Genomic DNA, 15,443 nt, shown 5'->3' on the forward strand with positions numbered 1-15,443 from the left:
CAAGGCCCACCAGAAGTAAGACGGCGCAGCGGGGTAAATCGCCCCGAGCCTAAAAATTAAAAAGGCCGCGACTAAAAGTCGCGGTCTTTTTATTCATCCTAAAACATAGCATCCACTTTTATTATATATTTGAATGGAGAGTGTTCGGGCATGTTGGAGATGTCATGAAAATTTCAAAATATACCCCACTCTGTATCGCTGCAACGTTTTCTTATTCGCTAGCAGTCCTCGACCTGCCAAATGCACAACCTAAAGTAGACGCTTCCTACTGGAAGGCCGCTCTTGACAGTACTTGGCAAGGTTTAATTCGTCGCAACATCGACCCCTATTCCGAAGGCAAGGGACTGATACACCGCCCCAAGAGCGAAACGCCGGGCGACGCCGTCAGCGAAGCCGTCGGTTACGGCATGCTGGTTGCCCTGTACGCCAACGATCAGGACCACTTCAATACCATCTGGGATGCGGCCAACAACAAAATGTGGGGCGGCTGCTACTACAACTGGCAGATGGCCCCCAGCGGAAATATTAGCGGCAAGGGTGCAGCCACCGATGCCGAAGAAGATGTAGCGTTAGCCCTGATTTTCGCAGACAAACTCGTATCCGCCGGCAAGTGGAAGCCCTACACTTCGACAAAATTCGGCTATGGTTATGCCGATCATGCAAAAAAAATTCTCGACTGCATGTGGAGCACCAAGCAGATTACAAGCAACGGAATTCTCGCGCCCGGCGCAGACTGGGGTGGAAACGATTTTGTGAACCCCGGTTACTTTTCCCCCGCATGGTACAAAGTTTTCGCCAAGTTCGACAGCAACGGCGATCGCTGGAACAATGTTGTCAACAAGACATACGAAATCTTGGAAAATAGTCCTGGTTACAGCATGGGCATGATTCCCGACTGGATGCGCCCTGACGGCGGCTGGGCCGGAAGCCTCGGCTACAACGCCTACTTCAATAGCCGAGCCTTTTTCAAGGACGCCATACGCATCCTTTGGCGAGTCGCCATTGATGCCGTATGGTTCGACGAATCTCGCGCCAAGGCTTTTCTCAAGAACTCCCTCAGTTTCATTAATTCAAAAGGCGGCGCAGCGGCCGCCAACTACTACCAGATCGAAAATCCCGGAGAACTCCTGCCTGCCGACGACATCTGGACCGATTTCAACGACAGCAAGAACAAGGACACCTGGCGATACCGCAGAGAACACAGCCACTTGACAATCGGCATGTGGTCCACGGCGGCGCTTGCCGTGGGCGAATCCAAGGACCGAATCGATTTCAGCGAAGAGCTCGGCAAGTTCTATGAAGGCGGCGACTACTTCGGATTGGCCGTCGACCCGACGGGTGGCCTCGAAGACACCCTGCACAACGAGATGTACTTCGACCAGTTCCTTGCCTGGTTTGGAGCATCCATGATGAGCGGCACCTTCGTGAACGTCATCGATGCGATCGACAATCCCCAAACCGCAACGCCGGGCGATTCCTCCTCGCTCACCTCCAGAAAAACCGACGCCCTCTTGACCAAGGCTACCGCACCGGGCAAAATAAGATTCAACCGTATCGGGAACGATATCCTTTTCTCGACTTCAAAGACGGCCTCGTGGCATGTCTACGACATGAACGGGAACGAGATGACCACGGCCAATGGTAGCGAATTTCTCTGGAAAGACGCTCGACGCGGCATGTACATGGTCACTGCACGCGGAGCAGGCTTCCGCCATGCACAAAAAATCGTGATCCGATAATGTTCCTATCATGAAACATAAAAAAGGCCGCATCAATGCGGCCTTTTTTATTCTTCTGCAACAATTACTTCTGCAAGTTCAGGCTCGCATTCGCAGCGCCGTACAGGCTGATGCTGTAATCCTTGATGATGTACACCGGAATCTTGTTCAAAAGCGGACGGATGTTCGGGTTGTAGTTCTTTTCGAAATACTTCATGAACAGGTTGTCGCGTTCGAGCCAGCGCAGGTCCTTCTGCACCGTGCCGCCAGCCAAGTAGAAACCACCGAGCGGGAGGAACAGCGTTGCGGCGTCACTTGCAAAACGAGCAAGCATCTTCACGAACAGGCGCATCATTTCGGCCGCCACCGGATCGGTATCACTTGCGCGGCTGATGTACTTCGGGCGATCGTTAGGTTCAGTTTCTTCAATCTTCTTGAAGGCTTCGTTATCGGGAACGCCGCGGGTCTCCTTCCACCATTCGTACATGTTGCGGAGCCCCATGCCAGAAACGAGCGGTTCCACGCCGGGAACCATGCCAATCTTCTTTTCCATGTAGTCATGAAATTCTTGGGAGTCCTTGTCGAACGGAGCGAAAGTGGAGTGTCCGCCCTCCGAAGAAGCGGGGATATACTTTTCGCCATCGAACGCCAGGAAGCCGACGCCCATGCCAGTTCCCGGACCAATCACGGCCTTCGTCGCCTTCTGCGGGGCGGGCTGACTGCCATCGGTATGCGTGAGCTTGAATATCTGCTTAGGGTCGTCCACGTCGAGTGTCGGGATACCGTAGCTGATGGCCATGAAGTCGTTGATGACAAGCGTCGGGATACCCGTCGCAACCGTCAGGGCATCACCATCAACGCTCCAGGGCAGGTTCGTCATGACGCACTTGTTATTCGCCACCGGGCCCGCAGCGCTAATGCAGATATGCGAGGGCTTGAGGTCGGCACGGGATTCAGCAGCGAGCTTGAGCGTTTCGCGAATGGGGGCGTCGAGGCCGTCAATGTCCTTGCTGGGGCACACGGTTTCAAGAATCAAGGTGAACTTGCCGTTCTTGTAGCCAACCAGGCCAAGGTTCGTATTGGTTCCACCAATATCGCCTGCCAGTACGAGGCGGTCAAACTTTGCATCGGGATTAAGCCATTTGATTTCCATAATAAAGCTCCATGTTTTACGACGGGAATATAGGTATTTTTTGGTCCTTTCGTTAATGACCATTCGCATTATTCCATGTTTACACCTGAATCCATTTATGTGGATTTTCCACCAGTTTCACCAAGCGAAATAGCCTATATTTTGAAAACTAAATAGGACACCAAAAGGAGCCGTCATGAAACTTGGAATACTCGGAAGCGGATACATCGCAGGCAAGATGGCCGAAGCGGTCAAGGCTCTCGAAGAAAAGGGATTGGGCGTCGAGGCATACGCGATTGCCTCCCGCGACTTGAGTCGAGCACAGAACTTCGCCAAGGAAAGAGGGTTTCAGAAAGCTTACGGCAGCTACCTGGAACTGGCCCGGGACCCGGATTGTGACCTGATCTATGTCGCCACGCCCCATTCCGAGCATTATCGTGACATTCTACTTTGTCTAGAATACAAAAAAAATTTACTCGTTGAAAAGGCTTTTACCGCAAACGCCTTGCAGGCATCCGAAGTCACGGCCTTGGCAAAGGAAAAAGGGGTGTTCTTATGCGAAGCCATGTGGACACGATTCCTGCCCGCCGTGCAGATAATCAAGGACCGCCTTGTCCAGGGATGCATCGGAAAGGTGGAAAGCATCGAAGCGGATTTTTCGCAGCCAATTTCTCATGTTGAACGTCTACAAAATCCATCTCTTGCCGGCGGAGCCCTTCTAGACCTCGGTATCTACAGCCTCACATTCGCAGACCTCTTCCTGACCGACCCGCAGATCGGCGGCGACAACAACCATATCGTCAAGACACAGAGTCACTGCGTCAAATTCCACACGGGCGTCGACGCTAGCGACTGGATTGATCTCACCTACAAAAACGGACAGATTGCCCATCTCAAGACATCCATGGTAGCGCCTCTCCACAACGAAGGTTTTATCTACGGTTCCAAGGGTTTCATCAGGGTACTGAACTTAAATGACATGGTCGAGGCCCAAGTTTACGACAACTCCGGGACCCTGACCGAAACCATCAATCCGCCGCGAATCGCGAACTGCTACGAATATGAAGTTCTTGCCTGCAAAAAGGCTCTGGAAGAAGGCCATACAGAGTGCACCGAAATGCCGCTCGTCAAGACCATGCAGATGATGACGCAAATGGATGGGCTCCGTCAGAATTGGGGAATCGCCTACCCCTTCGAACAGAGCGCAAGCGAAGTATGGGACCGTTCCGGCGACAAGTCCTTCTTGCAAATCTACAACATTGAAACAGGCGAAACCAAGCTTCTCAAGGAATTCGACCATGTCATCGAGGCTCCAAACTGGAGTGCCGACGGAAAGTTCCTCACCTACAATGCGGGCGGACGTATTTACCGCTACGATATGGATAGCGGAAACATTTCCGAAGTTCCTTCGTACTATGTGAACAACTGCAACAACGATCATGTTCTCGCCCCTGACGGGACGGGGCTCTACGTCAGTCACCATACCAAGGAAGACGGACTTTCGCGCATCTACAAAATTTTCTTTGACGGCAGGATGCCCGTACTCGTCACGCCGCTTGCGCCTAGCTATCTCCACGGCATTACCCCAGACGGAAACACGCTCGCTTACTGCGCCGAAAGAAACGGAGAATACGACATCTACACTATCCCCGCCATCGGAGGAAACGAAAAACAGCTCACAAATGCCCTAGGGCTAAACGATGGGCCTGAATACGACATGGACGGGGAATACATATGGTTCAATTCCGTACGCACGGGCCGCATGCAAGCCTGGCGCATGAAAGCCGACGGTTCCGAACAGACCCAGATGACCGAAGATCCGCATTGGAACACCTGGTTCCCGCACATTTCGCCGGACCGCCAAAAAGTGGTGATGGTCGCCTATCATGAAAAGGACGTGCGCCCCGGAGACCACGTGCCGAACAAGTGGGTCGAGCTTAGACTCATGACCGGCAGCGACAAGAACGGTTGGAGCGAGCCACGAACGCTTCTCAAGCTCTTCGGCGGACAGGGCACGATTAATGTGAATTCCTGGTCCCCCGACAGCAAGCAATTTGCCTTCGTTAGCTACGAGAGAACGAAATAAATTTTTTTAGCTATAATTGGGGCATGGCTCCCAACGAGATCAATGCTCTCATCAAGAAACTTTCGCCCTTTCTGGACGAAGGTTCCGAAGTGTTTCAGGAACTCTCCCGTTTCTTTGGAGAGGGGAGCAAGATTGATGTCCACCACGGGGATCTTTCCAAGTTTCTGGGCGCCAAGAGGCTCTTCCGCGTCATCCGTCTGAAAGGGGAAAGCTACAAGGACTGCGTCTACCAGCTAGTGGATGACCATCCCGAATCGATGGAAGCTCTGGGAATGCTGAGATACTACAGGTCTCCCAACGGGCCCATCCACTGGGAAGAAGTCGAAGCCGCCGAAATCGCCATGGGAAAGGAACTTACTACCAATGCCTACGGCTGGAAGCCCGATGCATGGACTCTTTTTGAAGGGAACGACACCGCCCACGAACTGACGGCCATTCTCGCCTTTGACTACGGCGACTGATTTTAAGGCTTTACGAATTCAAAGAAGGTAACGCCCGGAACCTTGGCCCTGCTACGACCCTTCAGGTAATCAACTAGCGGAAGTTCCAGCACTTGCTTCTTGAACGCAGCATGGCGAAGCACAGGCTGTTTTCCCGGACGGAATATGACAAGCCCCGTATGAGTCGCATCCAGGTTCTGCTGCGGTGCAACGAACGCAATCCCCGTCACCATGAGTGGGCCTTCATAGACCTTAGACGCCATTTCAACGGCACGGTCATAAGGCAGGTAACGGAGATTCATCGGGACATCTTCCTTGTCCCATTTTAGTTTCTTCGACTTGAACAAGGCCTGTTTCGCCATCGTGCGCCGAACAACCGTATCACCCGCCATGGGCATGACACGGGCAAAGCGACCTTCGTAAACCCAATCGGCAAGCAAGTAATGCTTACGATGAGTGTATTCAATAATGCCGTCGTAATAGCGAATCTTCTGCAGCGTACTGAAAATTTCGTTTTCATTCGGGGCTATAGCCATGGCGAGCACATGTTCAATGAATGTCACGCAGTCTACGGAATCCATGTACACCACAGGCTTGTTCTCTATCGAATCCAGATAGCTTTCGCCCATGGGGCCGAGCCTATACGGAGTTCCCATCATCTTTTTCGAAAAGTAATCAAGCCTTTCCGGAAGTCCCGCCACATACTGTCCCGAAAGCCAGAACTGCTTCATCTTCATCAGCGAAGTGTAATTGTCATTCACCTGATAGATGATGCGAATCCACAAGGTATCAAGCACATCCTTGAGCGTGGCATCGGAATTCTTTCCCGTTTCGTTCAGATACATGGCCACCGCTAGGGTATCCCCGTCAAGAGTATATATATACCCCGCCAGGGCATGCGCTCCACCGATAAATCCCGTCTTGAAACGCGTAAGCCACGGATAAGGCAAATCAAGCATCCGTTTGCCCCCCGTTCCAAGTCCTGGGCCAGCGAAACTGTTGATGTAATACTTGCCCTTAGGATGCCGCGCCATCGTTGCAAGCAGTTTCGTTTCCGTCGAAGGCTGCACCTTATTTTTTGGAGAGAGTCCGCAACCATCCCAAATTTCAAAATCAGCCGTATCAATTCCTATTTCCGTCAAGAACTTCATTTCCATCGCACGACCGCCCTCGACACCGCCCGTTCCCGCCTTTTGAGCACCCAAGTTGCGGAAAAGCGTTTCTGCATGCATGTTCTGACTACGCTGATTGATTTCGTCCAGGATACTCAGGAAAGGCGCCGCGGAATAGGAAAATTTTTTTATCTGAATTCCATCCGTTTCGTTAGCCTTTTCGACAAATGTCACGCCACGTTCGCTAAGCGCATGAATAAAGGCGGCCTTGAAATAGGCAATCGGATTGCGCACGGGGAGAACAAGCTGGCTCGAATCAACATCGATACCAATAGCACCTCCAATCGTAATTTCAGGCTTGGCGGAATCGAGTGCCCATGTCCATTTTCTCTTTTTCCCAGGCACCGTCAGCATCTCATTTTTAAGAACGACATAACCGACATCAGGCAAAATTTCTGCACGAGCCGTATCCCCCACCTTCTCGCCCGGTTTAAAGCGAATCATGGTACAGTTGTCATTAAATCCGAGAGGCGCAATTTCAGCACCGTACCAGGCATCATAAAAATTCTTGCGCCAATGTTCAGCGCGCCACGGACCCGTGTAATAGCTGGAATCCAGATTAATCTTTCCTCGGACCGTGTCAATGCCAAGGGCATGTATAGAATCGGCCATCAAATACAGCATATAGAACGGATCCGCATAATAGCGTCCCGAGAAATTCGGATCGCCTTCGCCACGAATTCCTATGGAACCGACGAAAACATTCCTGCGCACGCTACCATTCAACGACACTTCCGTCTTGGGCGCATAATCCAGCGGCAAGTAATGAAGCGCCGTCGCCGTCGTCAAGGTTTTCAGGGTACTTGCCGGAGTAAATTTTTCCGTGCCGCGAACATTTCCCAGTTCCTTGCCGGTCTTCACCGAACGGACCGACAGCCCGTAACGAGAACCCGGAACCATCGAGTCAACATACGCCTGAACGGAATCCAAGTCCAAAGCAGCACTGGCAAGTGCAACAAGCAAGCAGACCAATCCAACCAGTTTCTTCATAAGACTATCGTTTACGGACACGGATAATGTATACCAGTAACAAAACGATTGCAACGAGACCTAAGGCAAGGACAACAACCAACCGCATGCTTACATTCGACTTTTCCTCTATACCGATTTTACCCATATAAAGTTCCTCTTCAACCGGCTGCATCAGAATCTTCTTGATACGGGCTATTTGCAGTCCCCGATCCATTTTGTCTTCGCGCCCTAGAACCTTGTTCACGTTAACATGCGTGTCGTAAACCAACCCCGCAATAGTTTCATTGATGTCGGAATTCTCTCGAGTCAGACTTTCGCCAACCTTATTCACCATCGCATTCACGAGGGTCTCGATTTCACTCCACTCGGGAATGTTGGGACAGCTGCGTCCAGCTCTTTCTAGATCGTTGACTAGTTGACTGTACCGGGAATCCTGCATCCAGATGCGAATCAGGCTACGATCCGATGGAATAAAGCCGCTGTGTCGTGAATAGAAGTCAATATTGTCGGCGCGCAACATGAAAAGGAAAAATTCCCTGGCCAAGTCCTTCTTCGCGAGCGCGTTGTTCTGGGCTAGCGCCAAATGGCTTCCTCCGACAAAGGTAAACGCTCCTGCAGGCCCCTTCGGCGCCGAGACGGTAATCAGGCCATCCTTGGCAATCGGAGATTCCATCAGTCCACCGGAAGCATTATCGAACTCGATTTTTCGAATCAGCTCGGAGGTGCCATATATAATTAGTTGTTCCGAACGAATAAAGCGATCCGCCGCACCACTTGAGTTTTCATGCAAATTATATGGAGAGACATCAACATCGCGCAGGAACTTGAAATAATGACGCAGACCAACTAATGTCAGCGAGTCAACGAGCGCACTACGATAGCTGCCGTTTTCTTCGGCGACGAAATCACCGCCGAAATTCCAGAGGATTGGAGCCATCTGCTGATAGCCCGTCCAGTCTCCCTTGACGCCATATTCAAAAGGCACCACCTGGTTTCCCGCCTCATTCTGAACATTGGCTTCGGCTACGGCTCGCAACACTCCAAAGAATTTCGGGAACGTTTCGATGTCGCCATCGTGAAGTCCCAGTTCAAGCCAAGCTTTCTCGTTCACGAAAAAGCAACGGACATCCAGGAACCAAGGCAACGAGTAAAGTGTATTTCCGCGGCCGACATAGGCAGACTTCATAGACTCTTCATAAAAGCGACTCGTATCCGCCCGGTCAATCAAGTCTGTTATCGGAGAAATCAGTCCCTGTTTAGCAAAGTACGGCACCCAGCTGGAGCCCAGCTGCAGCACGTCGGGACCTGCACCTTCTTCTGCAGATGCCGACAGGGCATGAGTCAGCACGTCAAATGCCGAACCCCAGTCAAGAAAACGTATCTTGACCGGAACACCCGTCTGCAGAGTAAACTTACGCGTGAGTTTCTGAAGTGAACTTCCCGTATTAATTCCCTGATCCATGACCCAAAGGGACAGCGTATCCATTTTCGCAGGACCCGCATGTAACTCAGGAACCGCTAGCGATAGCACCGGCAGCAAGGCAAGAAGCGCACCTATTTTTGACCAGCATCTAGGCATTTTTCGAATTTCTCAGGAAGTCCTCGAAATATTTCGGATAGGTCTTGTTCACGCAAGCCGGATCCATGATTTTAATGGGAACCCCGGCCAGAGCAGCCAGGCTGAAGCACATGGCCATACGATGGTCGTTATACGTTTCGATAGTAGCCGCCTGAATATGTTCCGGAGGTGTCACGGTAATGGAATCGTTCGTTTCCCGGACTTCGGCACCGACCTTGCGGAGTTCGGCCGCCATCGCCGCAATGCGGTCCGTCTCCTTGACTCGCCAACTTGCGATACCGCTGATAGTCATCGGCGCATCGGCAAAAAGAGCAAGAACCGCCACCGTCATTGCCGCATCAGGAATCTTGACAGCGTTGAATTCACCTAGGCTCTTCAGCTTGCCCGAAGGACCGATACAGTCAATCCAGTCATCGTCCATCGTCACCGTAGCGCCCATCTGCTTAAGCACATCCACGAAAGCGATATCCCCCTGACGCGAGGCGCTGCCGACTCCAAGCACGCGCACGCGGCCGCCACTGACGGCCGCCGCCGCGAGCGGATAGCTCGCGGAACTCGCGTCACCTTCGACCATGTAATCGCCAGGACTCCTGTACACGCCCTTGGGAACATAGAAATCCGTAAGACCGTCATGTTTCACTTCGATACCGAACTGCTTCATCACGTCGAGCGTCAAGAGAATATACGGTGTCGAAATCAGTTCTCCTTCGACATGAATATGTAGCGGAGTTTCCGCATAAGGAGCACAAATCAAAAGGGCGGTAAGATACTGGCTCGAGATATTGCCGCGGACCGAAACCGAACCTCCAGTCAGTCCATGAGCCCTAATATGGACCGGAGGAAAGCCCTCCGTTTCAAGGTAGCGAATATCGGCCCCCAAGGAACACAGTGCGTCCACCAGATCGCGAATCGGCCGTTCCTTCATGCGTTCTTCGCCACTCAGCTTGAACTCGCCCCGTCCGAGGGTCAAGGCAGCACAAAGGGACCGCATGGCCGTACCGGCATTTCCCAGATAAAGATTCGCCAAAGCGTTTCCCGACGCATCCACAGGGGCTTCAATCGCAGCGCCACGGCCGACGATTACCGCCTCGGTAAAGTCTCCGGACATCTTTACATCAACACCAAGAGCGACAAGAGCCTCGCCCATATAGCGCGTATCGTCGCTCTTGAGCAAGTTATGCAGACGGGTTGTTCCTTCGGCAAGGGCCGCAACCAGCAGCACGCGGTTCGTGATACTTTTTGAACCGGGCACGCGAAGTTCGCCCTCATAGGATTTCAAAGCGGGAATCTGAATATGGTTGGGACGAAAAAAAGGTTCTTCCATACCGCAAATTTATAAATTAAACAAAGGATCATTAAACGAGAGGGCTCCATGGCAAGCGAAATCAACGACCTTAAATTCTCCGTCCGTTTTTCAGACTGTGACGAGCACAGCCGTCTCAAGCTTTCTCGCCTTTTCCAGTTTATGGAAGAAACCGCCATCGCCGATGCCGAGCGCAACGGATTCGGCTTCTGGAACATGATGAAGATGGGATACACGACCGTCATTACGCGCATGAAAATTCGCTTAAACCATGTCCCGGTTCTAGGAGAAGATCTGAGCGTTTCCACTTGGATCAAGGAAAACTACAAGGACAAGGTCCTGCTGAAAGATTACGTGATTGTGGACGGTCAAGGACACGCCCTGGTCGAAGGAACATCATCATGGCTTCTTGTCAACCTCAAGACCGGCATGGCCGAAAATCCTTCCCGCACGCCGTTCCAACTTCCCATTTTCGAAGGCAAGAGCGCCATGCCCGAAATGCTCGACATCCTTCCCAACGGTGAGGATCCAAAATTAGTTTATCAGGAACAGGCTCGCAATACCGACCTCGACATCAACCACCATGTCAACCACTGCCGCTATGTGGATTGGATCATGGACTGCCTGACCCGACAGGAAATCAAGGAACGCGGCATTCGTTCCATCCAACTGAACTTCATCAACCAAATTCCCCTCGGCGAACGCATCAACATCGTCCGTTTCAAGGACTCCAACCACCACGCCGTCCTATTCGGCATGAACGCAACAGAGACAGAACGCGATCCGAGAACCGCCCGATGCCATTTCCAGGCTCGCATCGGCTTCAAGTATTAGGCCGCCTACTGCTTGATTATTCCGATTTCAGGCCACAGTTCAAACGAAACGCTCCCATGCAGATCGGTACGAAAGACCAACGCCGAATCTCCCATGACATACTTCAATTTCTGAAGCACTTCCGATGACGGATGCCCATAGCCATTGTTCCTCCCGACGCCAATCGCCGCATATCTCGGCATAACTCGCGAAAGGAACTTAAGCGTGGAACTTCCCGCAGAGCCATGATGCGGGACCTGCATAAGTTCCGCAGATAAATCGGGAGACTGTTCCAGCAGGCGCCTTTCGCCGACTGAATCCAGGTCGCCCGTCAGAAGCACCGACGCACCGGCATCTTCTGCACCGGGCATGCCATCCAACGACACCTTCATCACAACGCTAGCGCGATTTTCCCCATAGCGGCCATAAGAAACAGGCCAGAGCACCTCAAAACGAATCCCCTCAGCAAGCCAGACCGTGTCCCCACGGACAAGCGTATCAACCGGAATCCGCAATTGCAAAGCGAGAGTCCGCAGCGAATCGTTCACTAGGCACGCCGCCGTATCGGGCCCCAGCAGGAGCCGGCCCACGAACAGACGTCCCGACGCCACCGCCGCCCTCATTTCCATGAAACCTCCCGCATGGTCCCGGTGTCCATGGCTCACCAAGATCCATTCCAGAGAGTCGATACCGCGAGAGAGCAGCGAATCCACGACACCAGCTGAATCCGGTCCCGTATCGTAAAGCGCATGGTGGCCATCGTATTCCAGCAAAACCAAAAGTCCCTGCCCAACGTCTAGAAACGTCACCTGAAGCGGGCGGGATTCTTCGACCGTTCCGGATTCATAGGAGCAACCTTCAATGCACAATACCGCCACCGAAACCCAGAACGCAAGACACAGCCATATCTCCAACAGAATCCACAAGTTGGAGCTTCCCTTAGGCTTCATGTTCGACCTCTCCTTTTCTGCATCATACTTGATATACACGCATTAAAAAGGCCATTGTCCCCCTCAAGTCCCTTTTTTTACTATCTTTTAGTGAAATTCGAGGACTTTATGCAATTACCTAAGTACAAGAAAAAAAAGCGCATCAAGTTGAAAGTTTGCCAGGAGCCAGGCTGCGGCCGTGAATTCTGGGGCCACCCGATTGCCAAGTACTGCGAATTGCACCGCGACATCAAGCAGCGCCAAAAGCAGAAGAAGGACGTCGACAACATCGAATCCAAGAATATCATCTTCCGCCATAACTACACGGAGTCCATGGACCTCACCTTCAGGTGCTGCCTCGAAGGGTGCGACGAAAGGTTCACCATACGAGTTTTTCCGAAACAGTACATATATCCTCGTTTCTGCGACGAGCATCGCAACGACTTCAAGCGGTCGAACTTCCTGCGCATCATGGCGAAGCTGAAAAACGACTAATTTTATAGGATTTTTAGTAAAAAATTGACGGCCACCCTTGAAAAACGGGGTGGCTTTTTTATATTTGGCACACACTCATGGTGGGTGTAGCTCAATTGGTTAGAGTCCCAGATTGTGATTCTGGATGTTGTCGGTTCGAGTCCGGTCACCCACCCTTAAAAAGACCCTGCAAAAGCGGGGTCTTTTTTTTACAAGAGCTCTTTTTGCCTACCCGAAAACGATCCATGACGAAAAAAAGAACCCCCGGCGCACTGCCGGGGGGGGTCCTTGATTTGCTTTTAGACTAGTCTTACGAGAGTCTGGAAATCATGTAACCGGCGCAGACTGCGGTACCGATCACGCCAGCCACGTTCGGGCCCATGGCGTGCATCAAGAGGAAGTTCTGCGGGTCATACTTGGCACCTTCCACCTGGGAAACACGGGCGGCCATCGGCACGGCGGACACGCCAGCGGAACCGATGAGCGGGTTCACAGGGTTCTTGGGAGTGCACTTGTTCATGATCTTGGCAAGGAAGAGGCCTGCTGCGGTCGAGAAACCGAAGGCCACCACACCCATAGCGATAATCATGAGGGTCTGCGGACGCAAGAAGATGTCTGCAGACATCGTGAGACCCACGGAAGTACCGAGGAAGATAGTCACGATGTTCATGAGTTCGTTGGAAGAGGTCTTCACCAGGCGTTCGACAACGCCGGCTTCCTTGAAGATGTTACCGAGCATGAGCATGATGATAAGAGCAGAAGCATCGGGCACCACGAGGATGCACACGATCATCACCATCACGGCAAACACGATGCGTTCGGCCTTGGACACCTTGCGCAGAGCCTTCATACGGATCTTCCTTTCCTTGTCGTTGGTCATGAGGCGCATGATAGGCGGCTGGATCAGCGGAACGAGGGCCATGTAAGTGTAAGCTGCCACGGCGATAGGTCCGATGAGGTGCTTTGCTAGTTTGTTTGCAGTAAAGATGGAGGTCGGACCGTCGGCACCGCCGATGATACCGATAGAGGCTGCTTCACCGAGAGTAAAGCCACCGAAAGCCACGGCGCAGAACATGGTCGCAAACACGCCGAACTGAGCGCCACCGCCGAGGAGCAGTGTACGCGGGTTAGCGATAAGCGGTCCGAAGTCCGTCATGGCACCCACGCCCAAGAAGATGATGGGCGGGAAGAGTTCCAGGTGGATACCCTGGCTGATGTAGTAATAGAGACCGGCAGTCGGGGTAAACATACCTTCGATGCTCCAGCCACCATCGTAGAATCCCGCACTCGGGATGTTCACCGCCAGTGCGCCGAGCGAAATCGGCAAGAGCAGCAGCGGCTCGTACTTTTTGACAATCGCCAAGTACATCAGGACGAAACTCACGATCCACATCACGATCATCGAAGGGGTGACGTATGCGAATCCGGTGTCGCCTGCGAACTCAACGACCGAATTTAAAAGAGAACTCATTTATCTGTACCTCTTAGGCGATGGTCATGAGAGTCTGGCCGTCGACGACAGTGTCGGTTTCCTTGACGGCAATGGAGTTCACGGTGCCGGCGCACGGAGCGACGACCGGGTTTTCCATCTTGAGAGCTTCGATGATAGCCACTTCCTGGTTGGCAGCAACGGTGTCGCCGACCTTGACCTTCAGTTTGAACACGGAGCCAGCGAGCGGGCTCTTGACTTCGGTACCACCGGCAACAGCAGGAGCGGCGGCAGGAGCCGGAGCGGCAGCGGGAGCTGCAGCAGGAGCGGCGGCAACGGCGGCATTGGAATCAAGAACTTCTACTTCGACATCGTAGGTCTTGCCTTCGAAACTGATACGGACGGTTTTCTTCATTTTGATATTTCCTGGCTTAAAAGCCTGTTGAGTTTTAAAAGTTTACCTTACTTGACGATCGTCCAAGCAGGAGAGTTGATGTTTCTGTAAGCAGTCACGCGGCAGGGCTGACCGATAGCCTGGGTCGCCGCTGCGGTCACGAGGGCGAGGAACTGGTCGTTGCTCATGCCCGGGTGTTCTTCGAGGGCTGCCACGGCGGCAATGCCGAGGAAAGCCTGGAGCTGCTTGTTGGTGAAGCCCGGATGAACGCTCTTTGCGTTCGGATCCCAGTCGCAGTGGGCAGGACCGATAGTTACCGGAGCTGCGGCGGCGGGAGCGGCGGCCGGGGCAGCCTTAACTGCAGGTGCCGGAGCCTTGTCCTTGTTGAGGCCGAGCTTGGCCATGATGAAGTTCATGAGGTAGCAGAGCACCGTGAGGCCCACGATAACCACCATCACCACGATAAGACCGGTTGCCTGGAATTCGATCAGGGAGCCGATACCGAAGGTGTCGGAGTCGCCCTTACAGCCCTGTTCGGTCGAAAATTCGCCCTTGCAGTAGGTCGAGCCCAGCTTGGCCTTGGCGATGGGCAACACCTTGTGGCCGCCGGCGTTTTCGATAGAATCGCGAACGTCGCGTGCAAGAACTGCCTGATCGTAGGTCTTATAGAGAACCGAATGGTTACCAGAGTGGGTTTCCACGATCTTGTAAACCATGTCGTCATTCATACCCGGCATAGAAAGCTGCGCCTGAACCTGGGCGGCATCGGAGGGGAGCATGAGTCCGAGCTGTTCGTCGAACTTGCCCTTCACCTTTGCTGCAGGCTGCGGTGCAACGAGAGCCGGCTGCTGCACATCCTGGGCCGGGGCTGCGGCGGGAGCCACTTCCTGAGCTTCGGGTGCATTGGTCTGTGTTTCGTTCATATTGGATTCAATCCATTCTTTTGGGTTTCTGTTTTGTAAAAATCAGCGGTGAAAATTTAGAAAAAGCGGCGCTTGGTTT

Annotated in this window: 13 protein-coding genes, 1 tRNA gene and 1 pseudogene; 7 read left to right on the plus strand and 8 right to left on the minus strand. The window is 52.7% G+C overall.

Features of this window, described 5'->3' with window-relative positions:
- Positions 1 to 164 precede the first annotated feature (164 nt).
- Entirely contained in the window at positions 165 to 1,739 is a 1,575-nt protein-coding gene (locus Q0628_RS12625; protein WP_298771503.1) for a glycosyl hydrolase family 8, read from the plus strand.
- Positions 1,740 to 1,803: 64 nt separating this feature from the next.
- Here Q0628_RS12625 and Q0628_RS12630 read toward each other — a convergent pair whose 3' ends face one another.
- A complete protein-coding gene (locus Q0628_RS12630) occupies positions 1,804 to 2,871 on the minus strand; it encodes a glucokinase (protein ID WP_298771506.1) in 1,068 nt (355 codons plus the stop codon).
- A gap of 175 nt (positions 2,872 to 3,046) precedes the next feature.
- On the opposite strand from Q0628_RS12630, the pseudogene Q0628_RS15780 reads away from it, so the two are divergent.
- From Q0628_RS15780 to Q0628_RS12640, 3 genes and pseudogenes are all read left to right on the plus strand, one after another.
- Positions 3,047 to 3,394 (plus strand): annotated as a pseudogene (locus Q0628_RS15780) (Gfo/Idh/MocA family oxidoreductase); the annotation flags it as partial.
- A 609-nt stretch (positions 3,395 to 4,003) separates the two neighbouring features.
- Positions 4,004 to 4,936 (plus strand): transporter, encoded by a 933-nt coding sequence (locus Q0628_RS15785; protein ID WP_366979162.1) that lies wholly within the window; start codon positions 4,004 to 4,006, stop codon positions 4,934 to 4,936.
- A gap of 23 nt (positions 4,937 to 4,959) precedes the next feature.
- On the plus strand, positions 4,960 to 5,397 hold the full coding sequence (locus Q0628_RS12640) for a hypothetical protein (RefSeq protein WP_298771510.1): 438 nt from the start codon (positions 4,960 to 4,962) through the stop codon (positions 5,395 to 5,397).
- Between the two features lie 2 nt (positions 5,398 to 5,399).
- Here the strand turns inward: Q0628_RS12640 and dacB are convergent, their stop codons facing one another.
- Genes dacB through aroA form a run of 3 tightly spaced genes read right to left on the minus strand, consistent with a single transcriptional unit; the run spans position 5,400 to position 10,423 of the window.
- Positions 5,400 to 7,538 carry a D-alanyl-D-alanine carboxypeptidase/D-alanyl-D-alanine-endopeptidase gene (gene dacB, locus Q0628_RS12645; protein ID WP_298771512.1) on the minus strand — a complete coding sequence of 713 codons (2,139 nt, stop codon included), beginning with the start codon at positions 7,536 to 7,538 and terminating at the stop codon, positions 5,400 to 5,402.
- A 4-nt stretch (positions 7,539 to 7,542) separates the two neighbouring features.
- Entirely contained in the window at positions 7,543 to 9,099 is a 1,557-nt protein-coding gene (locus Q0628_RS12650; protein WP_298771514.1) for an extracellular solute-binding protein, read from the minus strand.
- Positions 9,092 to 10,423, minus strand: coding sequence for a 3-phosphoshikimate 1-carboxyvinyltransferase (gene aroA, locus Q0628_RS12655; protein WP_298771516.1), 1,332 nt, complete (start codon positions 10,421 to 10,423; stop codon positions 9,092 to 9,094). The genes Q0628_RS12650 and aroA overlap by 8 nt, the downstream gene beginning before the upstream one ends.
- 48 nt (positions 10,424 to 10,471) lie before the next feature.
- On the opposite strand from aroA, the gene Q0628_RS12660 reads away from it, so the two are divergent.
- On the plus strand, positions 10,472 to 11,236 hold the full coding sequence (locus Q0628_RS12660; RefSeq protein WP_298771518.1) for an acyl-ACP thioesterase domain-containing protein: 765 nt from the start codon (positions 10,472 to 10,474) through the stop codon (positions 11,234 to 11,236).
- A gap of 5 nt (positions 11,237 to 11,241) precedes the next feature.
- Here Q0628_RS12660 and Q0628_RS12665 read toward each other — a convergent pair whose 3' ends face one another.
- On the minus strand, positions 11,242 to 12,165 hold the full coding sequence (locus Q0628_RS12665) for a ComEC/Rec2 family competence protein (protein ID WP_298771520.1): 924 nt from the start codon (positions 12,163 to 12,165) through the stop codon (positions 11,242 to 11,244).
- A gap of 108 nt (positions 12,166 to 12,273) precedes the next feature.
- Between Q0628_RS12665 and Q0628_RS12670 the strand changes: the two genes are divergently transcribed.
- Both Q0628_RS12670 and Q0628_RS12675 read left to right on the plus strand, forming a co-directional pair.
- Complete coding sequence (locus Q0628_RS12670) at positions 12,274 to 12,639, plus strand: hypothetical protein (RefSeq protein ID WP_298771522.1); 366 nt, start codon at positions 12,274 to 12,276, stop codon at positions 12,637 to 12,639.
- 80 nt (positions 12,640 to 12,719) lie between these two features.
- A tRNA-His gene (locus Q0628_RS12675) sits at positions 12,720 to 12,793 on the plus strand.
- Positions 12,794 to 12,928: 135 nt separating this feature from the next.
- Here the strand turns inward: Q0628_RS12675 and Q0628_RS12680 are convergent.
- The 3 genes from Q0628_RS12680 to Q0628_RS12690 are packed head-to-tail and all read right to left on the minus strand — an operon-like array spanning position 12,929 to position 15,364.
- Complete coding sequence (locus Q0628_RS12680) at positions 12,929 to 14,089, minus strand: sodium ion-translocating decarboxylase subunit beta (RefSeq protein ID WP_163437804.1); 1,161 nt, start codon at positions 14,087 to 14,089, stop codon at positions 12,929 to 12,931.
- A gap of 13 nt (positions 14,090 to 14,102) precedes the next feature.
- The gene (locus Q0628_RS12685) at positions 14,103 to 14,462 is read right to left on the minus strand and encodes a biotin/lipoyl-containing protein (protein WP_073321322.1); all 360 of its coding nucleotides are present in this window, start codon (positions 14,460 to 14,462) and stop codon (positions 14,103 to 14,105) included.
- Between the two features lie 47 nt (positions 14,463 to 14,509).
- A complete protein-coding gene (locus Q0628_RS12690; RefSeq protein ID WP_298771525.1) occupies positions 14,510 to 15,364 on the minus strand; it encodes a hypothetical protein in 855 nt (284 codons plus the stop codon).
- Positions 15,365 to 15,443: the final 79 nt, after the last annotated feature.

The sequence above is a fragment of the uncultured Fibrobacter sp. genome (assembly GCF_937877005.1).
In the GTDB taxonomy this organism is placed as follows: Bacteria; Fibrobacterota; Fibrobacteria; order Fibrobacterales; family Fibrobacteraceae; genus Fibrobacter.